Annotated in this window: 29 protein-coding genes; 15 read left to right on the forward strand and 14 right to left on the reverse strand. The window is 72.1% G+C overall.

From position 1 onward, the window contains the following. Window positions 1-55: 55 nt before the first annotated feature. From ligD to ACZ63J_RS08360, 3 genes are read right to left on the reverse strand one after another with little or no spacing between them, the layout of a single operon-like run. On the reverse strand, window positions 56-919 hold the full coding sequence (gene ligD, locus ACZ63J_RS08350; RefSeq protein WP_465398634.1) for a non-homologous end-joining DNA ligase: 864 nt from the start codon (window positions 917-919) through the stop codon (window positions 56-58). 10 nt (window positions 920-929) lie between these two features. After that, window positions 930-1,862: a non-homologous end joining protein Ku gene (ku, locus tag ACZ63J_RS08355; RefSeq protein ID WP_465398635.1), complete on the reverse strand. Its 933-nt coding sequence runs from the start codon at window positions 1,860-1,862 to the stop codon at window positions 930-932. Window positions 1,863-1,915: 53 nt separating this feature from the next. Further along, on the reverse strand, window positions 1,916-2,113 hold the full coding sequence (locus ACZ63J_RS08360) for a hypothetical protein (RefSeq protein WP_465312409.1): 198 nt from the start codon (window positions 2,111-2,113) through the stop codon (window positions 1,916-1,918). A gap of 181 nt (window positions 2,114-2,294) precedes the next feature. Between ACZ63J_RS08360 and ACZ63J_RS08365 the strand changes: the two genes are divergently transcribed. Next, the gene (locus ACZ63J_RS08365) at window positions 2,295-2,504 is read left to right on the forward strand and encodes a hypothetical protein (protein WP_465398636.1); all 210 of its coding nucleotides are present in this window, start codon (window positions 2,295-2,297) and stop codon (window positions 2,502-2,504) included. 17 nt (window positions 2,505-2,521) lie between these two features. Here ACZ63J_RS08365 and ACZ63J_RS08370 read toward each other — a convergent pair whose 3' ends face one another. Continuing rightward, window positions 2,522-3,253 (reverse strand): ANTAR domain-containing response regulator, encoded by a 732-nt coding sequence (locus ACZ63J_RS08370; protein WP_465312411.1) that lies wholly within the window; start codon window positions 3,251-3,253, stop codon window positions 2,522-2,524. 187 nt (window positions 3,254-3,440) lie between these two features. Next, window positions 3,441-4,403, reverse strand: a complete 963-nt coding sequence (locus ACZ63J_RS08375) for a TIGR03557 family F420-dependent LLM class oxidoreductase (protein WP_465398637.1) — start codon at window positions 4,401-4,403, stop codon at window positions 3,441-3,443. A 120-nt stretch (window positions 4,404-4,523) separates the two neighbouring features. On the opposite strand from ACZ63J_RS08375, the gene ACZ63J_RS08380 reads away from it, so the two are divergent. The 3 genes from ACZ63J_RS08380 to ACZ63J_RS08390 all read left to right on the forward strand — a co-directional run bounded on the left by ACZ63J_RS08380 (window position 4,524) and on the right by ACZ63J_RS08390 (window position 6,153). Continuing rightward, window positions 4,524-4,853, forward strand: a complete 330-nt coding sequence (locus tag ACZ63J_RS08380; RefSeq protein WP_465398638.1) for a plasmid stabilization protein — start codon at window positions 4,524-4,526, stop codon at window positions 4,851-4,853. A gap of 62 nt (window positions 4,854-4,915) precedes the next feature. After that, entirely contained in the window at window positions 4,916-5,365 is a 450-nt protein-coding gene (locus ACZ63J_RS08385) for an ATP-binding protein (protein ID WP_465398639.1), read from the forward strand. Then, window positions 5,362-6,153, forward strand: a complete 792-nt coding sequence (locus tag ACZ63J_RS08390) for a SigB/SigF/SigG family RNA polymerase sigma factor (protein WP_465312415.1) — start codon at window positions 5,362-5,364, stop codon at window positions 6,151-6,153. Before ACZ63J_RS08385 ends, ACZ63J_RS08390 begins: the two co-directional genes overlap by 4 nt. A 98-nt stretch (window positions 6,154-6,251) precedes the next feature. Here ACZ63J_RS08390 and ACZ63J_RS08395 read toward each other — a convergent pair whose 3' ends face one another. Next, window positions 6,252-7,769, reverse strand: coding sequence for a CYTH and CHAD domain-containing protein (locus ACZ63J_RS08395; RefSeq protein ID WP_465398640.1), 1,518 nt, complete (start codon window positions 7,767-7,769; stop codon window positions 6,252-6,254). Window positions 7,770-7,893: 124 nt separating this feature from the next. Here ACZ63J_RS08395 and ACZ63J_RS08400 point away from each other — a divergent pair, with 124 nt between their 5' ends. Together ACZ63J_RS08400 and ACZ63J_RS08405 are read left to right on the forward strand one after the other, a co-directional pair. After that, the gene (locus tag ACZ63J_RS08400; protein ID WP_465398641.1) at window positions 7,894-8,421 is read left to right on the forward strand and encodes a hemerythrin domain-containing protein; all 528 of its coding nucleotides are present in this window, start codon (window positions 7,894-7,896) and stop codon (window positions 8,419-8,421) included. A 67-nt stretch (window positions 8,422-8,488) separates the two neighbouring features. Then, window positions 8,489-9,280, forward strand: coding sequence for an ANTAR domain-containing protein (locus ACZ63J_RS08405; protein WP_465398642.1), 792 nt, complete (start codon window positions 8,489-8,491; stop codon window positions 9,278-9,280). A 52-nt stretch (window positions 9,281-9,332) separates the two neighbouring features. Here the strand turns inward: ACZ63J_RS08405 and ACZ63J_RS08410 are convergent, their stop codons facing one another. Next, on the reverse strand, window positions 9,333-9,794 hold the full coding sequence (locus tag ACZ63J_RS08410) for a hypothetical protein (RefSeq protein ID WP_465336843.1): 462 nt from the start codon (window positions 9,792-9,794) through the stop codon (window positions 9,333-9,335). A 71-nt stretch (window positions 9,795-9,865) separates the two neighbouring features. Then, window positions 9,866-10,705: an aldo/keto reductase gene (locus ACZ63J_RS08415; RefSeq protein WP_465398643.1), complete on the reverse strand. Its 840-nt coding sequence runs from the start codon at window positions 10,703-10,705 to the stop codon at window positions 9,866-9,868. 193 nt (window positions 10,706-10,898) lie between these two features. Between ACZ63J_RS08415 and ACZ63J_RS08420 the strand changes: the two genes are divergently transcribed. From ACZ63J_RS08420 to ACZ63J_RS08430, 3 genes are read left to right on the forward strand one after another with little or no spacing between them, the layout of a single operon-like run. Further along, window positions 10,899-11,312 (forward strand): phage holin family protein, encoded by a 414-nt coding sequence (locus ACZ63J_RS08420; protein ID WP_465398644.1) that lies wholly within the window; start codon window positions 10,899-10,901, stop codon window positions 11,310-11,312. Next, a complete protein-coding gene (locus ACZ63J_RS08425; RefSeq protein ID WP_465312422.1) occupies window positions 11,309-11,614 on the forward strand; it encodes a DUF3618 domain-containing protein in 306 nt (101 codons plus the stop codon). Before ACZ63J_RS08420 ends, ACZ63J_RS08425 begins: the two co-directional genes overlap by 4 nt. Beyond that, window positions 11,611-11,874: a DUF4235 domain-containing protein gene (locus ACZ63J_RS08430; RefSeq protein WP_465312423.1), complete on the forward strand. Its 264-nt coding sequence runs from the start codon at window positions 11,611-11,613 to the stop codon at window positions 11,872-11,874. Before ACZ63J_RS08425 ends, ACZ63J_RS08430 begins: the two co-directional genes overlap by 4 nt. A 28-nt stretch (window positions 11,875-11,902) precedes the next feature. On the opposite strand, the gene ACZ63J_RS08435 is transcribed toward ACZ63J_RS08430, so the two are convergent. Next, complete coding sequence (locus ACZ63J_RS08435) at window positions 11,903-12,283, reverse strand: STAS domain-containing protein (protein ID WP_465398645.1); 381 nt, start codon at window positions 12,281-12,283, stop codon at window positions 11,903-11,905. 165 nt (window positions 12,284-12,448) lie between these two features. On the opposite strand from ACZ63J_RS08435, the gene ACZ63J_RS08440 reads away from it, so the two are divergent. Further along, on the forward strand, window positions 12,449-13,738 hold the full coding sequence (locus tag ACZ63J_RS08440; protein WP_465398646.1) for an NAD(P)/FAD-dependent oxidoreductase: 1,290 nt from the start codon (window positions 12,449-12,451) through the stop codon (window positions 13,736-13,738). A gap of 85 nt (window positions 13,739-13,823) precedes the next feature. Here ACZ63J_RS08440 and ACZ63J_RS08445 read toward each other — a convergent pair whose 3' ends face one another. Together ACZ63J_RS08445 and ACZ63J_RS08450 are read right to left on the reverse strand one after the other, a co-directional pair. Further along, window positions 13,824-14,018 carry a DUF2630 family protein gene (locus ACZ63J_RS08445; protein WP_465312426.1) on the reverse strand — a complete coding sequence of 65 codons (195 nt, stop codon included), beginning with the start codon at window positions 14,016-14,018 and terminating at the stop codon, window positions 13,824-13,826. A gap of 35 nt (window positions 14,019-14,053) precedes the next feature. Then, entirely contained in the window at window positions 14,054-14,956 is a 903-nt protein-coding gene (locus tag ACZ63J_RS08450) for a LysR family transcriptional regulator (protein WP_465398647.1), read from the reverse strand. Between the two features lie 81 nt (window positions 14,957-15,037). Between ACZ63J_RS08450 and ACZ63J_RS08455 the strand changes: the two genes are divergently transcribed. Genes ACZ63J_RS08455 through ACZ63J_RS08465 form a run of 3 tightly spaced genes read left to right on the forward strand, consistent with a single transcriptional unit; the run spans window position 15,038 to window position 19,124 of the window. After that, on the forward strand, window positions 15,038-16,366 hold the full coding sequence (locus ACZ63J_RS08455; protein ID WP_465398648.1) for a type III PLP-dependent enzyme domain-containing protein: 1,329 nt from the start codon (window positions 15,038-15,040) through the stop codon (window positions 16,364-16,366). Between the two features lie 40 nt (window positions 16,367-16,406). Continuing rightward, window positions 16,407-17,906, forward strand: a complete 1,500-nt coding sequence (locus ACZ63J_RS08460; RefSeq protein WP_465398649.1) for a glycosyltransferase family 39 protein — start codon at window positions 16,407-16,409, stop codon at window positions 17,904-17,906. 33 nt (window positions 17,907-17,939) lie between these two features. Then, window positions 17,940-19,124: a 4-hydroxybenzoate 3-monooxygenase gene (locus tag ACZ63J_RS08465; protein ID WP_465398650.1), complete on the forward strand. Its 1,185-nt coding sequence runs from the start codon at window positions 17,940-17,942 to the stop codon at window positions 19,122-19,124. Here the strand turns inward: ACZ63J_RS08465 and ACZ63J_RS08470 are convergent. Further along, window positions 19,121-21,475 (reverse strand): alpha-L-fucosidase, encoded by a 2,355-nt coding sequence (locus ACZ63J_RS08470; RefSeq protein ID WP_465398651.1) that lies wholly within the window; start codon window positions 21,473-21,475, stop codon window positions 19,121-19,123. The genes ACZ63J_RS08465 and ACZ63J_RS08470 overlap by 4 nt on opposite strands. Window positions 21,476-21,701: 226 nt before the next feature. Here ACZ63J_RS08470 and ACZ63J_RS08475 point away from each other — a divergent pair, with 226 nt between their 5' ends. Both ACZ63J_RS08475 and ACZ63J_RS08480 read left to right on the forward strand, forming a co-directional pair. Then, window positions 21,702-21,968 (forward strand): hypothetical protein, encoded by a 267-nt coding sequence (locus tag ACZ63J_RS08475; protein WP_465439370.1) that lies wholly within the window; start codon window positions 21,702-21,704, stop codon window positions 21,966-21,968. A 310-nt stretch (window positions 21,969-22,278) separates the two neighbouring features. Continuing rightward, a complete protein-coding gene (locus tag ACZ63J_RS08480) occupies window positions 22,279-23,499 on the forward strand; it encodes an SGNH/GDSL hydrolase family protein (protein ID WP_465398653.1) in 1,221 nt (406 codons plus the stop codon). On the opposite strand, the gene ACZ63J_RS08485 is transcribed toward ACZ63J_RS08480, so the two are convergent. Both ACZ63J_RS08485 and ACZ63J_RS08490 read right to left on the reverse strand, forming a co-directional pair. Next, window positions 23,485-24,768: an MFS transporter gene (locus ACZ63J_RS08485; RefSeq protein WP_465398654.1), complete on the reverse strand. Its 1,284-nt coding sequence runs from the start codon at window positions 24,766-24,768 to the stop codon at window positions 23,485-23,487. The two genes, ACZ63J_RS08480 and ACZ63J_RS08485, sit on opposite strands and share 15 nt — an antisense overlap. After that, a complete protein-coding gene (locus tag ACZ63J_RS08490) occupies window positions 24,765-25,301 on the reverse strand; it encodes a GNAT family N-acetyltransferase (RefSeq protein WP_465312434.1) in 537 nt (178 codons plus the stop codon). The genes ACZ63J_RS08485 and ACZ63J_RS08490 overlap by 4 nt, the downstream gene beginning before the upstream one ends. Window positions 25,302-25,304 lie beyond the last annotated feature (3 nt).

The raw sequence follows: 25,304 nt of genomic DNA on the forward strand, positions 1-25,304 counted from the left end.
GTCGGGGTGTCCAGCGGGTCGCGACCTCGACCTTCGTTGCCGGGGCCCGAAACGCTCAACTGAGCTGCTTCAACGCCGCTTCCGCCGATCCCGCGTGCTCGTCCAGGTCCCGCCACGGGTCGGCCTTGCGCGCCAGCCGCTGCTTTTCCCGCGCCGGGCCCCAGCCGGCCGGGTCGGCCTTGCCCAGCTCCCGCCAGTCCAGTGGGGTCGCGGCGGCCGCGCCCGGGCGGGCGCGCAGCGAGTAGGGCGCGACGAACGTCTGCGCGTACCCGTTGCGGTTGGCGTCCAGGAAGATCCGGTCGCCGCGCTTCTCCTTGCGCTGGGCCGTCGTCAGCCGGTCGGGGTCGTCCGCGGCCACGGCGCCGGCCAGGGCGCGGGAGAGTTCCAGCACGACTTCCGTGTCCGCCTTCGCGTCGAGGGGCGCCAGCACGTGGAAGCCGCGGCCGCCGGTCGCCTGGACGAACGCGGTGAGCCCGGCCCGCTCGTAGTGGTCGCGGATCCGCCGCGCGACCGCGCGCAGCTCGGTGACCGGGGTGCCCTCCGGCGGGTCGAGGTCCAGCACGAGCCGGTCCGGGCGCTCCGGTGCGTCCACAGTGGACAGCCAGACGTGGAACTCGATGCTGCCCTGGTTCACCAGGTAGTCCAGCGTTTCGGCGTCTTCGCAGACGACGTACTCGTCCATGCCGCCGCCGCTGCGGGGCACTCGCTCGACGCGGATCGAGTCCGGGAAGTGCTCTCCCGGGTGCTTCTGGAACCAGCTCTGGCCTTCGATGCCGTCAGGGTAGCGCCGCAGCGTCAGCGGGCGGCCGCGCAGATGCGGCAGCATGACGTCGGCCACGGCCCGGTAGTACTCGGCGACGTCCCCCTTCGTCAGGCCGTCACCGGGGTAGAACACCTTGTCCGGATGAGAGATCTTCACACCCGCTCCCTCAGGACGCCTTGAGCGCCTTCTCCAGCTGGGCGCGGGTCATCTTCGACCGCCCCTTCACACCCTGCTCGCGGGCGAGCTTGTCGAGGTCGGTCTTGGACAGCTCGCCGAGGTCAGGCTGCTTCTTCGTCGTCTTCTTGGGCGCCTTGCCGCTGCCCTTGCGGCTCTTCACGCTGCGGGACAGGGCTTCGAAGAGGTCGACGACGTCGGCCGAGGGCTCCGGCTCCTCCTCGTGCGTGATCTCCTTGCCGGCCTTCTTGGCCTTGAGGAGCTTCTCGACGCGGCCGGAGTACTCGTCGCGGTAGTCCTCGGGCCGCCACGGCGAGGTCATCTCGTCCACCAGCGACAGCGCCATGTCGAGCTCCTTCGGCCGCGGCTTCGGCAGCTTGGGCAGCCCGCCCATGACGTCCTTCGGCTTCCGCAGGTCGGCGACGAAGTGGAGGGTGTTGAGCACCATGACGCCGTCGCCGGCGCGGATCGCCGACAGGTACTCCTTGCCGCGCAGCACGAACTTGGCGATCCCGGCCTTCTCGCTGCGGTCCATCGCCCGCAGCAGCAGGCCGTACGCCTTGGCGAAGTCCTCTTTCGCGGGCTTGAGCCAGTACGTCCGGTCGAAGAACCAGGGGTCGATCTCGTCCAGGCCGACGAACTGCTCGATGTCGATCCGCCGGGACCGCTCGGGCGCGATGTCGTCCAGCTCGTCGGGTTCGACGAGGACGTGGTCACCCCCGCCGAGGTTGTACCCCTTGACGATCTCGTCCTGGGTGACCTCGTCGCCGGTCCGCTCGTTGACCTTGCGGTTGCGGATCCGGTCGGACGTCCCGCGTTCGAACTGGTGGAAGTGGATCGTGTGGTCCGCCACCGCCGGGTACAGCTCCACCGGGACGGTGACCAGCCCCAGGCTCAGCGCCCCGCTCCACACCGGTCTGGCCATGTCGACCTCCTCACCGCCATCCGATACCCGCGGCGAGTCCCGGCGAAACCGGCTCAGGCCACTTCGCTGCTGCGGCCGTCACCCCGGTGCAGGCCCAGCATTTCGAGCAGCAACGCGCAGTCATCGGGGTCCTTCGCACTGGCCGCGACGGTCAGCGCGGCCTTGCGGCGCGTCTCCGCCTGCTCCGGGGTGTCCCCGCCCTCCAGGAGGAGGTCCGCCACCGGCCGCAGGTCGTTCCGCTTGTCTCGCATGTTGTTCTCCCCTCCGGTCAAGGCCTTCTCCCGCGGACTACCCGGGAGCACCTCACGCGACACAAGAGGCACCGAAAGGGTCACCGGAGACAGCCTCGATTAGGCCGAACGAGTGAATTCAGTGGGCTTTGGCGGCGGAACCGGCAAGGTAGGTGAGACCCACGTCACAACAGGAGGCCGGATGGGCACCCAGATCCGCATCAGCCGCGAGGACGGCTCGCTGCCCTGCGAGGTCTGCGGCTTCCCGACGATGCACGTGGCGCAGGTCGTCGCGGACGACGGGACGGTGCTCGGCCGGACCCTCGTCTGCACGACGTGCCAGCGCAGCCGGCACCGCCCGGAGGCGGCGCTGGAGACGGAAGCCCCACCCGACGAGGTCCCGACCGCCTAGCCGGGGCCCGGCCGCCGTCAGCCGGTGGTCGTCGCCACCGCGGCCACGAACTCGGCCGCCACCTCGTGCAGCTTCCGGTTGCCGTCCTGCGAGCGCTTGACCAACCGCTGGAACGCCTCTTCGGCCGTGATGCGGTGGGCCGCCATCAGGATGCCCTTGGCCTGGTCGATCACCGCGCGGGTCTCGAGCGCGCGGTTGAGCTGGTCGATCAGCTCGCGTGCCGCGAAGTAGCGGCGGGCGCTGCGGAGGCCGAACACCACCGTCGCCGTGTACAGCTCGAGGATCTTCGTGCCCAACTCGCTGAAGCCGTGCTCGCCGAAGCCGAACAGGTTGACCGCGCCGGACATGTCGCCGTCCACCGTCAGCGGCGCCGCCAGGAAACTGGCCACGCCCAGCTGCTCGGCCGACGACACGAACTGCGGCCACAGGTCCCCGACAGCGCCGACGCCGACACGCACCGGCTGGCCCGTCTCGGCCGCGCGCAGGCACGGGCCGTCTCCGATCCGGTACTGCTCGCGGTCGAAGTTGACCGCCCGCTGGTCGGTGCTCGCGACCGTCTCCGGCACGCCCTCCCGGACCAGCGTGATGCTCGCCATGTCCGCCCCCGGCACCACCTGCACCACGTGGTCGCACACCGCCTGCAGCATCTGGCCGAGGTCGAGCTCGGTGTCGAGCATCGCGGTCAGCGACTCCATCGCGAGCGTGACCTCGTCCAGTCTCGCGGTGAGCTGCTCATGGCCGCCCGTCATCCTGGTAACGCCCCTCTTCTGGTTCTCAGGGCGCTCAAGACCAGGGAGGACCCGGGCGCGCGCCACTAGTGGGCCGCTAGCGCTTTAACGGGTCCAGCGCGAGATTACTGCATCCCGATCACGCCGGGCGCAAGCGGTCACCGCCGTCGTGGGGCACGCGTCCGTTCGGAGCAACGGCCCTTCGCGGCTAGCCACGCAGTGCCGGAAGCAGCTCTTTTTCGGCGAAGTCGAGGAAGCCCTCCTGCTGGTCTCCACCGATCTGGATCAGCGCGACGTCGGTGAAGCCGGCCTGCTCGAACTCGCGCACGCCGGCCACGATCGGCTCGACGTCGGGGCCGCACGGGATCGACCCGGCGACGTCGTCCTCGCGGACGAACTGCGTCGCCCCGGCGAACCCGGCCGGGCCCGGCAGCTCGGCGTTGACCTTCCAGCCGCCGGCGAACCAGCGGAACTGCTCGTGCGCGCGCTTCACCGCCGCGTCGCGGTCGGGGCCCCAGGACACCGGCAGCTGCGCGATCTTGCGGCTCGGCGGGCCGGGCTTCGTCGCGTCCCACTCCTGCGCGAGCTCGGCCTTCGGCTCGACGGCGATCATCGCGTCGGCGACCGGGGCGAACCGCTTGACCGACTGCGAGCCGGACACTGCGATGCCGACCGGCGTCCGCTTCTCCGGCAGGTCCCACAGCTTGGCCGAGTCGACGCGGAAGTGCTTGCCCTCGTAGTCGAAGGAGCCGCCGTCGAAGAGCCCGCCGATGATCTGCACGGCTTCGGCGAGCATGTCGTGGCGGACGTTGGCCGGCGGCCAGCCGCGGCCGACGACGTGCTCGTTGAGGTTCTCCCCCGCGCCGAGGCCCAGCGTGAACCGGCCGCCGGAGAGCGCCTGCACGGTCGCCGCCTTCTGCGCCACGACCGCCGGGTGGTAGCGCATGGTCGGGCACGTCACGAACGTCATCAGCTCGACGCGCTCGGTGCTCTGCGTGACCGCGCCCAGCACGCTCCAGGCGTAGGGCGAGTGCCCCTGCTCGGCGAGCCAGGGTGAGTAGTGGTCGCTCATCACTTCGAAGTCGAAGCCGGCCTGCTCCGCGCCGGCGGCGAACCGGACCAGCTCGTTCGGGCCGGTCTGCTCGGTCATCAGGGTGTAGCCGATCTTCATCGGCGTCTCCTCTCCGTCGGCCCCCCGCGTACCCGGGGGAAGTCCGCCGTAACCGACCGTCATGGGTGACGTTTGCCCGGCGACCGGCCGGGTACCCCGCGGGCGTCGGAAGGAGTGGTCATGCCCCAGTCGTGGAGCGCCAAGCGCGAACGCCAGTACGAGCACGTCAAGGACTCCGCCGAAGACCGCGGCGCGAGCACCAAGCGGGCCAAGGAGATCGCGTCGCGGACGGTGAACAAGAACCGCGCCCAGGCCGGCGAGTCGAAGCAGGCGAGCAGGACGTCGCTGAAGGACAAGTCGCCCCAGCAGCGCGGCGGCGAGCGGTCGGGGAACGGCAAGGGGCCGGGCGGCCCGACGAAGGACCAGCTCTACAACGAGGCCAGGAAGCGCAACATCGACGGCCGCTCCAAGATGTCCAAGAAAGAACTCGAAAAGGCGCTGGGCCGGTGACCAGACCGGAAACCCCTGATCGGCAAGTGTCAGCGTTCCCCCGGATGGGTAGTAGCTTCGGCATGGAAGAAACACGAAGTGGCGGCCTGCAGGGCGGCCAGCCGGCGGCCGACGGGCTGCTGGACGAGGTGGTCGAGCTGCGGCTGCCCGCGATGGCGGAGCAGATCCCGCTGGTCCGCATGCTCACCCACGGCATGGTCTCTCGCGCCGACTTCGGCCTGGACGCCATCGCGGACGCCAAGATGGCCGTCGACGAGGCGTGCGCGCAGCTCGTCCAGCTGGCCGAGCTCGGCTCGCAGCTGCACTGCCGGTTCCGGCAGTCGCCCGAGGGGCTGCACGTCGTCGTTTCGACCCGGTCCACCGACCCGCGGCCGCCGAGCGACCGCACGTTCGGCTGGCACGTCCTGACCACGCTGAGCCGTTCGGTGACGGCGCACTGCGACGTTCTCCCCGGTGGAGGCGCGGGCATCGTCACGATCGAGCTGGTGCTCAACCCGGGAACGAGCGCGTGAGCGGCGAGCGCAAAACCCTCCTGCACCGACCGGACGAATACGCCCACTGCGAACCGCTGTTCGACGAGCTGGGGACGCTCGACGCCGACGACCCGCGGCGGGACGTCGTCCGGGCGAGACTGGTGACCGAGCTGCTGCCGCTCGCCGAGCACATCGCGACCCGGTTCTCCGGTCGCGGCGAGCCCCGCGAGGACCTCGTCCAGGTGGCGCGGATCGGTCTGATCAACGCCGTCGACCGGTTCGACCCCGCACGCGGGCACGACTTCCTGTCCTTCGCCGTGCCGACGATCATGGGTGAGGTCCGGCGGCACTTCCGCGACACCGGCTGGTCGGTGCGGGTCCCGCGGCGGCTCAAGGAGCTGCACCTGTCCCTGAGCCAGGGCTCGGCCGCGCTCTCGCAGCGGCTGGGTCGCGCGCCCACGCCGACCGAGCTGGCCGAGCACCTGAACCTCGACGTCGACGAGGTGCGCGAGGGCCTCATCGCCGGCAACGCCTACCAGGCCCTCTCCGTCGACAAGCCAGTCCACGACGACGCCGAGGCGCTGTCGCTGGCCGACACGATGGGCGAGCCCGACCACGAGATGGCCATGGTCGAGAACCACGAGGCCCTCCAGCCGCTGCTGCAGGAACTGCCGGCGCGGGAGCGCGCGATCCTGGTGATGCGGTTCTTCGGCGGGCTGACGCAGACCCAGATCGCCGACCGCATCGGCATCTCCCAGATGCACGTCTCCCGGCTGCTTTCGCAGACCCTGGAGCAGCTGCGCGGGAAGCTCACCGGCGACGCCTGAGGCCCCGGACCCGCTTCACCTTTCTTCCTCGTTCGACAAAGCGAGCCGGTGCCGATCGTGCCCTCGTGGGCACGGCCGGCACCGGCTCTCGTCGTGGGTCAGCGCAGCCAGCCGGGGCGGTCACCCTTGCGCAGCCGCCGCCACTCGCCCGCGAACCGCTCGCGCAGCTTCTCCGCGGTCGCGGCGTCCTGGGCGTGCAGCAGCCCGAAGGTGAAGGTGTTCTGCCCCTCGCCGTGCCCGGCGATGGCGAGGTGGTGCAGGACGTCCCGGCCCACCACGGTGTCCTGGTGCTCGCCGAGGGTGCTCTGGGCGGTCTTGACGTTCTTGCGCCACTGGCGCAGCTTCTCGCCGTAGACCGGCTTGACGGTGTCCGCGGCGTACCGGGCCCGCTTCGCCTTCTTGCGGACGTCGTGCAGGGCCGTCTCCAGCTCTTCGCCGTCGAGCCCGCGTGTCGCCGCTTCGGCCCGGCGCAGCTTCTTGGCCGCCTTGCGGACCGGCTTGCGCAGCCCGGACTTCGCGGGCTTGCGCGCCTTCGCCGTCAGCGGCGGCTCTTCCAGCATCAGGTCCAGCGCCCGCAGCAGCGCCAGGTACCGCTTGCCGGTCAGCGCCGCCATCGCCTTGGTCCGGCCTTCCTCGGCCTCGCGGGCGAAGTAGCGGGTGAGGAACTGCCGCAGTGGCCCGAAGACCAGCTCCGGCGGCACGCCGTCGAGCCGCTCGGCGAGCCGTTCCTCGGTGACCTCGGTGTCCCGGGCGGAAGCCAGCTGCTGCCCGAGCCACTTCAGCTCGGCCGTGAGCGGCCCGGTCGTCTTCTTGTCCACAATGGACCCGAAGGTGCGCAGGGCGCTGCGCAGCTTCCGGGTGGCCACGCGCATCTGGTGCACGGAGTCCTCGACGTCGAGTCGCACCCCGACGTCGGCCCGGCGCAGCTGGGCGTGGTGCTCCCGCAGCGACGCCAGCACGACCGCCCCGGCCGTGGGCTTCTTGCGCCGGCGCGGCGCCGCCGGCACGCGGTCGCCGATCAGGCGCCGCAGCTTCGACGGCCACGGCGACGCCGACGCGCCCGCTTCGGACAGCGCGCGGTCGAAGTCGTCGAGGCGGCCGGGTTCGGTCCCCGGGTCCAGCTCGAGCTCCAGCTCGCGCCACTCGTCGAGCCGGGCGCTCTCGCCGCCGGCCTCACCGGTCACGTGGTCGTCGGTGAGGGTCGCGATCGTGCGGCCGTCGGCGTCGGCGAGCCGGTGCTCGAAGCGGTCGGTGCGCAGGTGCGCGATCGGCACCAGCTTCTCCCCCAGCGTGTAGGCCCGGACCAGGCGCCGGAGCCGGCCGGGGACCTTGTGGACGTCGCCGCCGAGCGGCAGCTGGATCTCCTGGCGCTCGTCGGCCGAGACCGGCAGCTTGAGGTGCCAGCCCGCGTCGTGCCCGCCCACGCGGCGCCGCAGCGTGATGCCGCCGCGGGCGAGCCGGAACGTCTCGGTGTCGTAGTAGGAGGCGTCGAGGACGTGTTCGACCGGCGGGTCCTGCGCCTCGACCCCCGCGACGCCGACCAGCCGGGGCACACCGCTGCCCGCGACGATCTCGTACTTGCGTTCGCGCTCGGTCACCGTCGACGGCGCTGCCATGGTCAACCTCCTTGGGGTCCGGGTGTCCTCCCCGGGTACCCGGCGGGTGCCGGGCCGACACGGGATTCGCCGCGCGAGCAGCGGGTATCCGTGGCGGGAAATCCCCCGGCGACCAGGAGCGTGCATGAACGGCAGCCAGCCCGCAACCGATCTGACCACGGTGCTCGCCGGTGACCACCGCGAGCTCGACCGGCTGTGCACCGAGCTCGAGCTCGGCCAGGGCAGCCCGGAGAACCGCAAGGACCTCGCCGACCACCTGATCGCGGAGCTGGTCCGCCACGCCGTCGCCGAAGAGCCCTACCTCGAGGGCGACGGCGACCTCACCGAAGCCGACGGCCTGATGCGGCAGCTGGAGGGCGCGGGGCCGCAGGAGACCCGCTTCGAGCGGCTGCTCGGCGGGCTGATACGCGCGGTGCGCCGGCACGTCCGCGACGAAGGACCCGCCGCGCTGAAGCAGATCCGGCTGAGCTGCTCGCCCGACCGGCGGCACGAGCTGGGCCAGGAGGTCCTCGAAGCCCGCGACGCCGCGCCGATGCTGCCGCACCCCGGCTTGGCCGACCGGATGCCGCAGGCCGACCAGCTGTGGCCGGGCCCGGGGTTCGTCGACCGCGCCCGCGCCGCCCTGAGCCGGGCGGCCGGCGCACCCGGTTGACCCGCCCGCCGTCCGGGATCGGGTTGAATGGGGGCACCACCCCGGCCGTGACGGACAGCGAGGACGAATGAGCGTCGGCAGAGACGAGTGGGCCCGCGAACGGGCCGCCTTCGGGCAGGACGGCCCCGCCGCGGCGGGCGTGCTGGCGACCCAGTTCGCCGACCTCACCCGGACGCTGCTCGACGCGACGCCGACCGTCGGCGGGGTGCTCAAGCTGGTCGTCGGCGCGGCGGTCGCGATCGTGCCGGGCGCCGACCTGGTCAGCGTCACGCTGCGCGCGCCCGACGGCACGTTCCACACCCCCGTCGAAACCGACCCCGTCGCTCTTAAGCTCGACCAGCTGCAGTACGACCACGGCGAAGGCCCGTGCGTCGAGTCGGCGCGCCCGGACGGCCCGGCCATCGGCTGGTCCCAGGACGTCGGCACCGACCCGCGGTGGCCGTCCTTCGGCCCGGGCACCGCCCAGCACGGCTACCACTCGGTGCTGGCGACGGCCCTGCTCCCGGACGCGCGGCCGCCACGCCTGTCCGGCGCGCTCAACATCTACTCGGCCAGCAGGGACGCGTTCGACGACCGAGCGGTCGACACCGCGCTCCTGCTGGCGACCCACGCCTCCCTCGCCCTGGCGCACACCGAAGCCCTGACGACGGCCGAGCTGGAAGCGGCCCACCTGCGCCGCGCGCTGGAAAGCCGCGACGTCATCGGCCAGGCGAAGGGCATCCTGATGCAGCGCCGCGGGATCACCGCCGAGGAGGCGTTCGACGTGTTGCGTGACGCCTCCCAGCAGCTGAACGTCAAGCTGGCGGACCTGGCCCGGACACTGGCCACCCGGCACACCGAGATCGACGTCCCCGAATGACACACCGAAGGCCGCCACCGGGTTCCGGTGACGGCCTTCGAAGCGGGAGCTCCTACTGCGCGGAGTACGGGGAGCGGTTCTCCAGCGGCGGGCTGACGTCCGGGTACCGCGCTTCCTGGCTCGGCACCGGGTTGACGGTCGGGCCCGGGTCGGGCTGCTGGGGCCGGTTGCCGCGCTGGACGACCGCCTCGACCTCCTGCTCACCGCGGATGCGGGCGAGCACACCGAGCGTGATCGCGTGGGCCAGCGCCAGGATCAGCAGCAGGACACCGACGCGCCCGACGACGCCGGGCAGGTCACTGCCGCCCAGGTTGATGGTCGAAACGAGGGCCAGCACCCCCAGCGTCACCAGGTGGAACAGCACCGTGACCAGCCGGGTCATCGAAGCGCCCGCGGCCGGGTTGCCGTAGGAGTTCTCCAGGTAGCGGCGGCCGCTGCGGTAGATCACCTGCCCGTCGATCAGGACCAGCGCGATGCCGATCGCGAGGAACGACAGATACGCGTTCGTGGCCATGCCGGACGCTCCTTCCTGGGGGGACCTCTCCGGGTGAAATACCCGGCGGGTTGCGCAGGGAAACCCCGCGGTCACCCCGTGAAGGTTTCCGGGTCGGGTCCGGTGCGGCGGCCGTCGTCGAGCTTGCCGACCGCAGTCATGTCCTCGTCGTCGAGCTCGAAGCCGAAGACGTCGATGTTCTCCCGCATCCGCTCGGCCGACGACGACTTCGGGAACACGATGTTCCCGAGCTGGATGTGCCAGCGAAGCACGATCTGGGCGGCCGTCCGCCCGTGCTTCTCGGCCAGGTCGGCGAGCACGGGGTCTTCGAGCACCTCGGCCTGCGCGAGCGGGCTCCACGCCTCGGTCGCGATGCCGTGGGACTGGTGGTAGGCCCGCAGTTCCGTCTGCTGCAACGCGGGGTGCAGCTCGATCTGGTTCACCGCCGGCACCGTCCCGGTCTCTTCGGCGAGCCGGTCGAGGTGGGCGGGCTGGAAGTTCGACACCCCGATCGCGCGGGCCTTGCCCGCCCGCAGGATGTCCTCGAAGCCCTGCCACGTCCGGACGTAGTTGTCCTTCTGCGGCAACGGCCAGTGGACGAGGTAGAGGTCGACGTAGTCGAAGCCCAGCCGGCGCAGGCTGCCTTCGAGCGCGGTGATCGCGTTGTCGTGCCCGTGCGCGTCGTTCGCCAGCTTGGTCGTGACGAACACGTCTTCGCGCGCCAGGCCGGACTCGGCGACACCGGCGCCGACCCCGTCTTCGTTGCGGTACATCTGCGCCGTGTCGATGTGTCGGTACCCCGCGTCCAGGGCCGCCCGCACGGCCCGCGCGGTCTCCTCGGGCGGGATCTGGAAGACGCCGAACCCGAACTGCGGGATCCGGACGCCGTTGTTCAGCTCCACGGTGGGGACGTCGGCACTGGTGGTGGTCATGCTTGCGGCCTACCCGACTGCTCCAGGCGCGAAACACGCCGGGACGGCAGCAGCCCACGGTGTCGCTCGTTCGAGTGAATCCGGGGTGGCAGGCGCCCTGGCCACCCGGCGCCGGACCGGGCAAACCCGGCGGATCGCCGTGGTTGACGCCGCACCGGGCCGGGTACACGGCGGCCAGGCGAGGAGGTGTTCCATGATCGAAGAAGTCAACAAGAAGCCGGCCGCCGACCGGTCGGTGGGTGAGCTGGTGACCGACCTCACCGACGAGGTGAAACGGCTCGTGCGGGACGAGATGCGGCTCGCCGTTTTCGAACTGCGGACCAAGGGCAAGAAGATGGGCCTCGGCGCCGGGCTGTTCGGTGCGGCCGGGCTGTTCGCGCTGTTCGGCGCGGGCACGCTGGTCGCGGCCGCCGTGCTGGCACTGGCGCTGGTCGTGCCCGGCTGGCTGGCGGCGGTCATCATCGCGGTCGCGCTGTTCGTGATCGCCGGGATCGCGGCGCTGGTCGGCAAGAAGGAAGTCACGCAGGCGGTGCCGCCGGTGCCCGAAGAGGCCATCACCGGCGTCCGCGAAGACGTGGACACGGTGAAGCAGGGAGTGCGCACATGAGCGGGGACTTCCCGAAGAACGCCGAGGAGGCGCGGCTCGACCGGGACACGACCCGGGAGGAGCTCACCGAGACGCTGGAAGCGCTCGGGCAGAAGCTCGACGTGAAGACCCGGGTCAAGGAGAACGTCGACGAGAAGCTCGACCTCGCGACCGCAAAGGTCGCCGACGTCACGAACGAGCCGACCGCGGTGAAGTTCCGCCAGGGCGCGGACGTCGTCCGGAGCAACCCGGTCCCGATCTTCGCCGGTGTGCTGGGCCTGGTGATCCTGATCCGCCTGATCCTGCGCCGGAGGAACTCGTGAACAAGGCCTTGTACAAGCCGATGAGCTGGGTGGTGGGCGCTCTGGGCGGCCTGCTCGCCGGCCAGGTCTTCAAGCAGGTCTGGATGCGCGTGGCCGGGGAGGACGACGCCCCCGACGCCACCGACCGCGACTACACCTGGCAGCAGGTGGTCATCGCGGCGGCGGTGCAGGGGGCGATCTTCGGCGCGGTCAAGGCCGCCACCGAACGCGCGGGCGCCGTCGGTTACCGGAAGGCGACCGGCGACTGGCCGGACGACTGACCACAGTGGACGGCCGGCGGCGGGGCGCTCACGCCTCCCGGCCGGCCTCCGGCACGGGGCCCGAGGCGAACCGGGCGAGCGCGGCGGCGGTGCGCGGGTGGATCTCCAGCAGGAGGTCCGCGCCGGTCGCCTCCAGCGACCGCGAGACGGCGTGCCCGGCGACGACGACGGCGAGGTCGGCCCGGCCGTTCGCCTGCAGCAGCGACCGGACCCCGGCGCAGCTGAGGAAGGCGACCCGGGACAGGTCGACGACGAGCCGCTCACCGGTGGCGAGGGCCTGGTCGAGGGTGCCGACGGTGGCGGCGTCGATGTCTCCCACCAGCGTGACGACACGGATTCCACCCGGTCGGTCGGTGGTGGTGACGGTCAAGCCGGACGGATCATCGATCGTGCGGAAGAGGTCGTACATGGCGCTCCCTATTGCGGCTGGCAGGGGCGCTGACCGGAGCACGTTTCTGAACAACAGCCAACACCCCTGACCGTACGCCCCTGTGCCCGCAGGTCAACCCCGCGGGTTCCCCGTCCCGACCTGGGGTAATCCGCGGGGCCGAAGATCCGTCCCGGAAGGAGACCCATGCGTGCCGTGATCGTCGGAGGCGGTTTCGCCGGATTCCACGCGGCCAAGAGCCTGCGCAAGGAATCCGGCGAAGACGTCGAGATCGTCGTGCTCAACCCGACGGATTACTTCCTCTACCTGCCGTTGCTGCCGGAGGTGGCGGCCGGGATCCTCGACCCGCGGCGAGTGACGGTCTCCCTCCCCGAGACGCTGCCGGGTGTCCGGCTGGTGCTCGGCAAGGCGACCGGCGTGGACTTCGACACCCGCGAAGTGAGCTACACCGATCCGGAGGACGAGGACCACCGGATCGGGTACGACCGGCTCGTGCTCGCGGCGGGCAGCGTCAACAAGCTGTTGCCGATCCCGGGTGTCCCGGAGTACGCGCACGGCTTCCGCGGCGTGCCGGAGGCGCTCTACCTGCGTGACCACATCACCCGGCAGATCGAGCTGGCCGCGGCGGCCGACGACCCGGCCGAACGGGAGGCGCGGTGCACGTTCGTCGTGGTCGGCGCCGGGTACACCGGCACCGAGGTCGCCGCGCAGGGCCCGGCCTTCACCGAGGCGCTGGCCGCGCGCCACCCCGAGCTCGCCGGTCAGCAGATCCGCTGGCTGCTGCTCGACGTCGCCGAGCGTGTGCTGCCCGAGCTCGACGCCCGGCTCGGCCGGACCGCCGACGAGGTCCTGCGCGCCCGCGGGGTCGAGGTGCTGATGAAGACCTCCGTCGACCACGCCGACGTCAAGGGCGTCACCCTGACCAGCGGCGAGCCCGTGCCGACCCGCACCCTCGTCTGGTGCGTCGGCGTGCGGCCGGACCCGCTGGTGGACGGCCTCGGGCTCGAGACGGCGAAGGGCAGGCTCGTGGTCACCGACGAGCTGCGCGTGCCGGGCCACGACGACGTGTTCGCCTGCGGTGACGCGGCCGCGGTGCCCGACCTCACCCGCCCCGGCGAGTACACCGCGATGACCGCGCAGCACGCCGAGCGCCAGGGGAAGCTCGCCGGCCGCAACGTCGCCGCGTCGGTGGGCTACGGCCGTCCCCGCCGCTACCGGCACCACGACCTCGGTTTTGTCGTCGACCTCGGCGCCGGGGCCGCCGCGGCGAACCCGCTGCGCATCCCGCTGTCCGGGCTGCCGGCCAAGGCGGTGACGCGGGCCTACCACCTGATGGCGATGCCCGGGAACCGCGTGCGCACGGCGGTCGACTGGATCCTGGAGAAGCTGACCGGCCGCCAGACGGTCCAGCTCGGGCTGGTCCGGTCGGGCTCGGTGCCGCTCGACACCGACTCCCCGGAGCTCCCCCGGCGGTGACCTCCCGCGCAGGAGTCCACTGTGGACTTCCGGTTGGGGGGGGGGATCGAGGCGGCACTGTCCGGCCGGCCGCCGGCGGGGCGGGTCAGTCCTCGTCGAAGACGGCCAGCGCCTGCCGGCGGTGCAGCAGGTCGACGGCTTCGTCCAGCTGCCGTTCGAGCTCCTTCAGCCGGGCCCGCTCCGCCGGGGTCAGCCCACCGTGGTGGAGGGCCGCGGCGCGCAGCCGGTGCTCCTCGTCGATCAGGTCGGCGATCCGGTCGGTGATTTCGTGCGCTGCCATGGGAAATGCCCTTTCGACGCCGGCTGCCCGCGAGCTTACTGCGCCGATCGCCCGCCGTCCGCCGTCTCACGGGCGAGCTCGACGAAGGCGCGCACCACCGGCGGCGCCGGGCCCGTCCGCCAGGCCAGGCCCAGGTCGATCCGCGGCACCGGGTCCCCCAGCCGCCGCAGGACGACTCCTCGGCGGCGCAGGCCGCGGGCGCGGTGTTCCGGCACCGCCGCGATGCCCGCGCCCTCGGCGACCGCGCGCATCAGCTGCTCGTCCTCCGGCTCTTCGCGGACGATCGGCGGGACGCCGTCCGGCCACACCTGGCCGCTGATCGTGTCGTACTGGCCCGGGCCGTTCTCCCGCGGCCAGAACACCACCGGTTCCGCCGCGATCCACGCCCGCCGCAGCCGGCCACGGCGGCGGGCCAGCGGGTGCCCCGACGGCAGGGCGATCAGCACCTCCTCCGAGCCGACCACCGCCACCTCGACCCCCGGCTCGGACACCGGCGGCCGCACGAAGCCGGCGTCGATCTCGCCGGCGGCCAGCCGGGCCAGGTTGAGGCTCGTCCAGCCCGTCTCCAGCGCCAGCTCGACCTCCGGGTGCCGCGTGCGGTAGGCCGCGACCAGGTCGCCGGCGAGCGGGCCGGGCGCCGACCGGGTGTAGGCGATCCGCAGCCGTCCGGTGTCGGCCCGCCCGGCCGCGGTGATCACGCCGCGCGCCCGGTCCAGGCGGTCGAGCAGGTCCCGCGCCTCCGCCGCCGCGACACGGCCCGCCTCGGTGAGCGCGAACCGCGGGCCCGAGCGGTCGAGCAGCGCGACCCCCAGCTCCGCCTCGAACGCGCGGATCTGCTGGCTCAGCGACGGCTGGGACACGAACAGCCGCGCGGCCGCCCGGGTGAAGTGCATCTCTTCGGCGAGCACGGCGAAGTAGTGCCATCGGCGAAGGTCCACCCAGCGATTATAGGCCGATCCTATGCAGCCATCAGGACCAGGTCTTGGACCGCCCGCGCCGGCCGCTGCTGTCCTGGAGGGGTGACCACGACCAGCGCACCCCTGACCCGAGCCGACCGCCGGCAGCTCGCCCTCGCCGCCGCGGCGGACCGCGGGCTCGTCGACCCGATGGCCGGCTTCGTCGACCTCGCCGGCCTGCGCACCGCCGTCGAAGAGCTCACCGACGCGTTCGCCCCGCTCGGGCGCGTCCAGCACACGGTCGCCGCCAAGGCGTGCGGCCTCGCGCCGCTCCTGCGGTTCCTCGGCGACCTCGGGGTCGACGCCGAGGTCGCGAGCCCGGGCGAAACCGCGGTCGCCGAAGCCGCCGGGCTCCGCGGCCCGCGGCTGGTGCTCGACTCCCCCGCCAAGACCACCGCCGAGCTCGCGCACGCCCTCGCCGAAGGCACCGCGGTCAACGCCGACAACTTCCAGGAGCTCGCCCGGCTCGACGCGCTGATCGGCGCCACACCACCGCGGTCGGTCCTGGGCCTGCGGATCAACCCCCAGGTCGGGGCCGGCCGGATCGGTGACACGAGCACCGCGACCGCCGCGTCGAAGTTCGGCATCCCCTTGCGCGACAACGGGAACCGGGAACGACTCCGCGAGGCCTTCGCGCGCCGGCCGTGGCTGACCCGGCTGCACGTCCACGTCGGCTCGCAGGGCTGCCCGCCGGAGCTGATGGCCGCCGGGGTCGCCGCGGTGCACACGCTCGCCGAGGAGATCAACACCGAGGCCGGGTACCGGCAGGTCACTAGCCTCGACCTCGGCGGCGGGCTGCCGGTGAACTTCGCGTCCGACGAGCCGGGCCCGACCTACGCCGGTTACGTCGCGACGCTGCTCGCGCGGGTCCCGGCCCTGGCCGACGGGCGGTACTCCTTCGTCACCGAGTTCGGCCGCTCCCTGCTGGCGAAGAACGGGTTCCTCGTCAGCACCGTCGAGTACACGAAGGTCGCGGGCGGCCGGCCCATCGCCGTGACCCACGCGGGCGCCCAGGTGGCGGCCCGCACGGTGCTGCAGCCGGAGCACTGGCCACTGCGGCTCAGCGCGCTCGATCCCACCGGGACGCCGAAGAGCGGACCCGAAGTGCCGCAGGACATCGCCGGGCCGTTGTGCTTCGCCGGTGACCTCCTCGCCCGCGAGCGGCCGCTGCCGCTGCTGGAGCCGGGCGACTTCGTCGTCGCACACGACACCGGCGCCTACTACTTCGGCGCGCACTACGCGTACAACACGCTGCCGCGCCCGGCGGTGCACGGCTTCACGGTGACCGATCGTGGTGACGTCGAGTTCACGCCGATCCGCCGTGTCCAGTCGATCGCCGAGCTGGTCGCGGACGCGGGCGGTGAATTCCTCGGAGCGCTCCCGGAGGCTTGATCCCCGGCGTACGATCCGGGCACGCCGAGGGGAGACTGCCATGGGGGCCGGTCGCGAATCCGGGTTGCTGCCACGTTTTGCCGCGGTCGGAGTCGGGATCGTGGTCGCCGCGCAGGCGGTGGTCCTGACCGTCCTGTCCGGCCGGTACGGCTTTCACCGCGACGAGCTGTACTTCGTCGCCGCCGGCCACCGGCCCGACTGGGGGTACGTCGACCAGCCGCCGATCACGCCGTGGCTGGCCCGCGCGTCGACGGCGTTGTTCGGCGAGACACCGACGGGCCTGCGCGTGGCCGCGACGCTGCTCGGCATGGCGACGGTCGTGGTCGTCGTGCTGATCACCCGCGAGTTCGGCGGCGGCCGCGGGGCGCAGCTGTTCACCGCGATCGCCACGGTGCTGTCGTCCTATGTGCTCGTCGTGACGCACATGCTGGCCACCAACACCGCGGACCTGCTGCTGTGGTCGCTGATCACGTTCTTCGGCCTGCGGCTGCTGCGGACCGGCGACGGCCGCTGGTGGCTCGCCGTCGGCGCCGCCGCCGGGCTCGGCATGGCGAACAAGTGGCTGGTCCTGATGCTGCTGTCCGGGCTCGGGATCGGCGTGGCCGTCGCCGGGCCGCGCCGGGTGCTGCGCAGCTGGTGGCTCGCGGGCGGGGTGGCGATCGCCGCCGTCCTGACGGCGCCGGTGGTGCTCTGGCAGGCGTCCCACGGCTGGCCGATGCTCACCGTCGCCGGCGGGATCAGCGAAGACGACGGCGTCGAGAACCGCATCCTGTTCGTGCCGATGCAGGTGGTCTACCTCTCCCCTGTGCTGGTGCCGGTGTGGATCGCCGGGCTGGTGCGGCCGTGGCGCCACGCCGGCCTGCGCTGGGCGCGTGCCCTCGCGATCGCCTACCCGGTGGTCTGCGTCGAGCTCCTCGTCCTGGGCGGGAAGCCGTACTACTCGGTGCCGTTGCTGCTCGGGCTGGTCGCGCTCGGCGCGGACCCGGCGCTGCGGTGGCTGCGCCGGGGCGGGGCGACCCGGCGGGCGCTGACCGGCGCGGCGGCTGCGGTGTGCGTCGTGGTGTCCGTCCTCATCGGACTCCCGGTGCTGCCGGCTTCGGCGCTGGGGCCGGTGCTGGCGGTGAACAAGGAGCCGGGTGAGCAGATCGGCTGGCCGGAGTTCGCCGGCAGTGTCGCGGACGCCTGGGCGCGGATCCCGGCGACCGAGCGGGACACCGCGGTGATCCTCGCCGGCAACTACGGCGAGGCGGGCGCGCTGGAGCACTACGGGCCCGCGCTCGGGCTGCCCCGGCCGTACTCGCCGCACATGTCCTACGCCGACTGGGGACCACCGCCGGACCGGCTGGTCGGCCCGGTGCTGCTCATCGGACGGGCCGAGCGCGGCACGCCCGCGGCCCAGCTGATCACCGGGTGCCGTCCGGCCGGGTTGCACCGCGCGCCCGAAGACGTCGACAACGACGAAAACGGCGTGCTGCTCTCGCTGTGCACGCTGACCGAGCCGTGGTCGTCGGCGTGGCCGCGGCTGCGCCATTTCTACTGAACGATTCGTCCGGTTCGCGCTACCCTCGGGCGCATGGTGGCGACACGCACGGCGGTGGTCGTGGTGGGGGCGGGTCCGGCCGGGCTGACCTTGGCGAACCTCCTGCGGCGCGCGGGGATCGGCTGTGTGCTGCTGGAAGAGCAGAGCCGCGCGTTCATCGAGCAGCGGCCGCGGGCCGGGTTCATCGAAGAGTGGGCGGTCCGCGGGCTGCGGCAGCGCGGCCTCGGTGAACAGCTCCTCGCGAAGGCGCCGCAGCACGAGAAGTTCGAGTTCCGGTTCGCCGGGAAGCGGCACGCCTTCCGCTACGGCGACGTCACCGGGCAACGGCATTTCGTGTGCCCGCAACAGCTCCTGGTCACCGACCTGGTCGCGCAGTACACCGGCGCCGGCGGTGAAGCGGTCTTCGAGGTCGCCGACGTCCGGCTGCACGACCTGACGTCGGACGCCCCCGCGGTCACGTTCCGGACGGCCGCGGGCGAGCACCGCGTCGACTGCGACTTCGTCGCCGGCTGCGACGGCGCCCGCGGGGTCTCCCAGCGCTACCTGCCCGCGGATTCCACGGTGAAAGCCCACCACGACTACGGGATCGGCTGGCTGGCCCTGCTGGCCGAGGCGCCGCCGTCCGCCGACGGTGTGCTCTTCGGCATCCACCCGCGCGGGTTCGGCGCGCACATGGCCCGCACCCCGCAGGTGACGCGGTTCTACCTGCAGACCGCCGCCGGCGAGACCGAGGCCGACTGGCCCGACGACCGCGTCTGGACGGAGCTGCAGGCGCGCCTGGCGGTGCCGGACGGCCCGATCACCGAGGGAAAGCTGATCGAGAAGCGCATCCTCGACATGCACAACTACGTCGTCGAGCCGATGTCGCACGGCCGCCTGCACCTGGCCGGTGAGTCGGCCCACCTGGTCGCGCCGATCGCGGCGAAGGGCATGAACCTCGCCCTGCACGACGCGTTCCTGCTCGCCGAAGCGTTCCAGGCGTACTACGCGGGCGACCCGGACCGGCTGGCCGGCTACTCCGCCGCGTGCCTGCCGCTGATCTGGCAGTACCAGGAGTTTTCCCTGTGGCTGTCGGACATCTTCCACCACACCGCGACCACGGGCGGCAACCCGTTCCTGGCACGCATCGCGGAAGCCCGGATGCGCCGGTTGCTGGGTTCGCCCGCGGCCGCGGCGGCGTTCGCGGAGCTGTACATCGGCAAGAACGCCGACCTCTAGCTCCAGGCGATCTTGAACACCCAGGCGAAGCGCCCCGCCTGGCGGGCCGCGGCCGGGACGTCGATCACCAGCGAGCCGTTCTCCACGGTCCAGTGCAGGTTGCCGCGATACCCGAGCATCGTCACCCGGTCACCGCCGCGGATCGGGACCGGCGCGTCGACCACCAGCCTGCTGCCCGGCGCCGCCAGTGAGTGCACGTAGAACGCCTCGTTCTGCTTGACCGTGAACCGCAGGTCGCCGAGCTGGGCCATCCGGGACCAGTACGTCGTGCCGTAGATGGCTTCGCCGTTCACCTTCAGCCACGCGCCCGCGTCGCGCAGGTGCTGCTGCATGACGTCCGGGATCGTGCCGTCGAAGTCCGGGCCGATGTCCAGCAGGAAGTTGCCGTTCTTCGACACGATGTCGACCAGCGTCCGGACGACCTCCTCCGCCGTCATGTACCGGTCGTCCGGGGTCGCGCGGTTGTAGCCGTAGGAGAACGGGTCGAGGCCGCGGCTCGCCTCCCACTTCGCCACCACGGTGTTCGGGTAGGTCGTGTACTCCGGTGTCGTGAAGTCGTGGTCCGGGATGCCGCCGCGGTCGTTGTAGGTGACGTCCTTGGGACGCTTGCGGTTCTTCGCGTGGTTGAAGTACTCCGAGACCACCGCGCGCGAGTCGTTGACACCGCCGATGTCGAACCACAGCACGTCCGGGTCGAACTTCGAGATCAGCTCGAGCACCTGCGGCGCCTGGTAGTCGCGGACGAAGTCCTTCCCGGCCGTGTAACCGGTGTAGGGCAGCGGCGCCCCGGTGTAGGGGTTGCGCGGCGCGTGGCCCATCCACGGGTTGTCGGGGTTGAACCATTCCGGCAGCGAGAAGTACAGGCCGTTGCGCAGCTGCGGGGTGTACTTGCGTGACGCCGTGAACAGCTCGTTGATGATGTTGCGCTTCGGGCCGAGCTTGACGGAGTTGCGGTCGCTGACCGCGGTGTCCCACAACGCGAAGCCGTCATGGTGCTTCGAGGTGAGGACGTAGTACTCGGCGCCCGCGTCCGCGATGAGCTTCAGCCAGCTGCGCGGGTCGAACTTCTTCGCGGTGAACAGCGGGATGAAGTCGTCGTAGACGAAGTCCTCGCCGTACTTCTCCCGGTGGTAGGCGTAGGTCGCGCCGTTCGGGTCCTGCTGGTTCTGCCAGTACCACTCCGCGTACTGCTGCCCGACCGGCGCCCACGCCGGCACCGCGTACACCCCCCAGTGGATGAAGATGCCGAACTTGCTGTCGTTGAACCAGTACGGCGCTCGGTGCGTCGACAGCGAAGCGTCGGTCGGCCGGAAGTCCGGGATGCCGAGGGTGACCGGCACCTGCTGGGTGGCCAGGGTGCCGCGGCCGGCGGTCACGCGGATCTGGCCGTTCGTCGTGGTGCCGGGCGGGACCGACGCGTTCGGCGCCAGGCCGAGCCGCACGGTCGCCTGCTCCCCCGGCGCCAGCGCGCGGATGGTCGCCGGCACGGTGGTCCGGCCGCCGGGGACGTCGAGGGTGACCGTGACGCGGTCGCGCGCGCCGAGCCAGACGGTGCCCGCGTTGACCACGGTCGCCTCGGCCGCCTGCGGGCCGCCGTCGGTGAGCAGGTTGGCGCTCGAGCGGCCGTCCAGCACCAGCGCGGAGCGGCCGACGGCCACCGGCTGCAGGGTGAGCGCGAAGACGTGCAGGCTGGAGACGTTCGGCGCGGGCGCTGCGGTCGTGGGCAGGGTCAGGCCGACGGCTTCGCGGGCCGGGTCGACCCAGACCTGGCCGGTGGCCAGGGAAACGGGGTTGTTGTCGACGACTCCCCCCGGCGCGTAGCGGAACGGCGCGACCAGGGCGCCGGTCCCGGTGTACCAGTCCGGGCCGGACAGCGACCCGGTGCTCGTGCTGCCGTCGGCGTAGTGCACGGTCGCGGTGCCGCCGGTCGTGCCGTAGCTGGCGGCGACCAGGAAGTACGCGACGAAGTACTTTCCCTTCGGCAGGTCGATCTTCTGGCCGGTGGCGGCGATGTTGTTCTTCGCGCCGGCGGCCGCGGAGCCGAGCTTGAACGGGATGCCGCCGACGGTCGCGGTCGCCGGGAGGTGCTCGGCCGGAAAGGTGTACCCGGACCCGTCGAAGTCGCCGCCCGTGGCGGACGCGCTGTCGATGCCGTCGTTGGAGAACCAGGCGTCGAGCGCGACCGGGACCGGCGGCGGGGGCGGGGGCGGGACGATCGGGGTGTCCGGGCTGTCCGCGGCGGCGTCGACGGCGGGCACGGACGCGCCGGCCGGGGTGAGGCCGGCCGCGGTGAGCGCCACGGCGCCACCGACGGCCATGCCGAGGGCTTGACGGCGGGGGAAGGTCGTCACTGAACCTCCAGGGATCGGATGAGTACGGCGGAAAGACGGCAGACTGGACCCACCAGAGGCTCAGTGGGGCTTATTCATCCGATGACTGACCCTGCTCGTTGAGGTTTCCGCTGTCAAGAGGCCATCCGGCGCGATCGAAGTGAACCGCGCGGGTAAGCACGCCGTACTACTGAGTAACGAGCTGCAGCACTCGCGCCACCACCAGCCGGACCGAGAGGCCAGACCCATGTCCACCCTTCCGAGCGCGCTCAGCCGCCGTGCGATCGCCATGCTCAAGGCCGTCGCCGAAGGCCGCGCCGAGCTCCGCTGCAGCTGCGAACCCGACCTCCGCGTCGACGGGCTTTCGTGCTACGACCAGAACACCGCCCACGACCTCGCCCGCGCCGGGCTCGTGCGGCCCACGACGATCGTCGCCCCCGGGCAGTGGGCGCCCGCCGAACTGACCGAAGCCGGCCACCTCGCGGTGGGCGGCGGGTTCCCCGCCGCGGCGTGAGCCGGAGACCGCGCCGGCCAGAAACCTCCGCGCCGCGCTGAACCACCCCGCTCCGATGACCGTGCTCTGGGTGAGGGCGTCTCGCACACGCCCTCCGGAGTCACCACGACGCAACGATCCGGCCAGCCTCCGCCTGATCGGGACCGGGCGGCTCCGGCGAGCGGCCGTCGCGGCAACGGCCACCTCGCGCGGGCCCGTCCGGCATCCCCAGAATCCCGGACGGGCCCGCCCCTCGCTGTCCGGGATCTTGTCCACCTCGCTCACCTGATCAGCGGTCCCTCGGTCATCGCAACCACGCCACCGTGAGTACATGCGACGCTTCCTCGCCGTGAGCGCGGCTGTCCTGACGGGGTTCGGCATCCTGACGACGTCCGGCAGCGCGAATCCGGAAAGCGCCTTCCCGGTCGTCGCCGAGCACGCCGTGGGCGGCTGGGTCGGCACGTGGGCCGCGGCGCCCGCCTCCGCCGTCGCCAACACCCCGGACGGCTACCCGGGTTTCTCGATCCGCAACGTCGTGCACACGAGCGCCGGCGGCAGCCGGACCCGCGTCCACCTCTCGAACGCCTTCGGCGCCTCACCTTTGACCTTCGGGCACGTCACCATCGCGGTGCAGGGCGCCGGCGCGGACGCGGTGCCGGGCACCCTGCGGTCACTGACGTTCGGCGGCGCGGCGAGCGTTGTCGTGCCGGCCGGCGGTGAGGCGCTGAGCGACGCGGTCGGCCTGCGGGTGCCCGCCGACACGAACCTGCTCGTCACCACCTACGTGCCCACCAAGTCCGGGCCGGTGACCTACCACCCGGCCGCGACGCAGACGTCGTACTTCACCCGCGCGGGGGACTTCGCCGGCAGCGAGTCCGGCGCGCCCTACACCGAGCAGACGTCGGTCTGGCACTACGTTTCCGGCGTCGACGTCCAAGGCGGGGCCGAGGCCTCGATCGTGACGCTCGGCGACTCGATCACCGACGGCGTCGGCTCGGCTTCCGGCGCGAACCACCGCTGGCCGGACTACCTCGCCGACCGCCTGCACGGCCGCTTCGGCGTCCTCAACGCGGGCATCAGCGCCAACCGGCTGCTGCTCGACGTGCCCGGCTCCGGCGCCGGCCAGAACGCCTTGTCCCGCTTCGACCGCGACGTGCTGAGCGTCGGCGGGGTGCGGACGCTGATCGTGCTCGAAGGCATCAACGACATCCAGCAGGACCCGCACCAGACCGACCCGGCCGCGATCACCTCGGCCTACCGCCAGCTGGTGGCGCAGGCGCACGCGCGCGGCATCCGCGTCCTCGGCGGCACGCTCACGCCGTTCAAGGGCTGGGGCGTCTACGACGAAACCCTCGAAGCCACCCGGACCGCGGTGAACACGTTCATCCGCACCAGCGGCGTCTTCGACGGCGTGGTCGATTTCGACGCCGCGGTCCGCGATCCGGCCGACCCGCTCCGGATGCTCCCGGCGTACGACTCGGGCGACCACCTCCACCCGGGGGATGCGGGCTACGAGCGGATGGCGGCCGCCGTCCGCCTAGGCCGGCTGTGAGCGCGGGATGAACAACACCGCCACCAGGCTCAGCAGCGCCACCGCCACGAGGTAGAGCGACACCGAGAACGAGGTGCCCGTGACCGCCTGCAGCTTCGTCGCGATCAACGGTGCGAAGGCACCGCCCAGCACCGCGCCGACGGCGTAGGAGAACGAAGCCCCGCTGTAGCGGTACCGCGGCTCGAACAGCTCCGCGAACAACGCCGACTGCGGCCCGTACGTCGCGCCGAGGCCGATGTTCAGCACCACCACCGCGACGATCAGCCAGACCGCGGCTTTGGTGTCCACCAGCAGGAAGAACGGGATCGGCCAGACCACCAGCAGGATCGACCCGGCCAGGTAGACCGGCTTGCGGCCGACGCTGTCCGACCACGCCGCGGACACCAGGATGCTCACCAGCCACGTCACGCTGCCGACGATCACCACCACCAGCAGCGTGGTGCGGTCGATCTTCAGCACCGATGTGCCGTAGGACAGCAGGTACGCCAGGAAGATGTAGCCGATCGCGGTGTTCGCGATGAAGCTGCCCGTCGCCACCAGCACCGAGCGCGGCCGTTCGCGGAAGACGTCGACCATCGGCCGGCGGCTGCGCGCGTCCGACTCCCGCAGCTGCGCGAAGACGGGCGACTCCTCGATCCGCAGCCGGATCACCAGGCCGACGCCGACGAGCACGATGCTCGCCAGGAACGGCACCCGCCAGCCCCACGCGGCGAACTGGGCGTCGGTCATGGTGCGGCCGAGGACGAAGAAGAACAGCTGCGCCAGGATCAACCCCGCGGGCACGCCGATCTGCGAGAACGCGCCGTACCGCCCGCGGTGCCCCTCCGGCGCGTGCTCGACGGCCATCAGCGCCGCGCCGCCCCACTCACCGCCCGCGCTCAGGCCCTGCAGCAGCCGCAGCACCAGCAGCAGGATCGGGGCCCAGACCCCGATCGCCGAGTACGTCGGCAGCAGGCCGACTCCGACGGTGGCCACCCCCATGAGGAGCAGCGACAGCACCAGCATCGCCTTGCGGCCCACGCGGTCACCGAAGTGGCCCCACAGGATCCCGCCGACCGGGCGAGCCAGGAACCCGACGCCGAGCGTCGCGAACGCCGCGAGGGTGCCCGACGCGGGCGAGAGGGTCGTGAAGAAGAGCTTGCCGAACACGAGCGCCGTCGCCGTGCTGTAGATGAAGTAGTCGTACCACTCGATCGTGGTCCCGATCGCGCTCGCCACGGCGACCCGCCGCAGCTGCCGGTCCGCGCCGGCCGGAGCCGGGGTGCTCACGAGCCGGCGAACGCCGGGACGAGGTCTTCGGCCAGCAGGTCCATCAGCAGCCCGTCGTGCCAGTTGCCGTCCGGACCTCGCTCGTAGGAGCGCATCGTGCCGACCGGCCGGAAGCCGAGCGACTGGTAGAGCTGGATCGCGGACTTGTTGTCCGCCGCCGGGTCGATCACCACCCGGTGGTGCCCGCGCACGGTGAACAGGTGCTCGGCCAGCGTCCGGATCGCGTCCGAGCCGAGGCCCCGGTGCTGGAAGTCCGGGTGCACGGCGATGTCGATCCCGGCGTGCCGGTACTGCGGGTCGGCCTCCTCGAAGGCGAGTTCGATGCCCACGACGACGTCGTCGTGTTCGATGGCGTAGGTCGTGGTGCCGTCGTCGGGGTCCAGCAGATAGGACACCTGGGCGGCCACGGGCTCCTCGGCGTCGGCCCACCAGCGGGCGACTTCGGGATGCGACAGGATCTCCTCGAACCGGGCGGCGTCCGAGGCTGCGGCGGGCCGCAGCCGGACACGGCTTCCGGTGATCAGGCCGGTCATCGG

This window comes from Amycolatopsis sp. NPDC104863, from assembly GCF_055582965.1.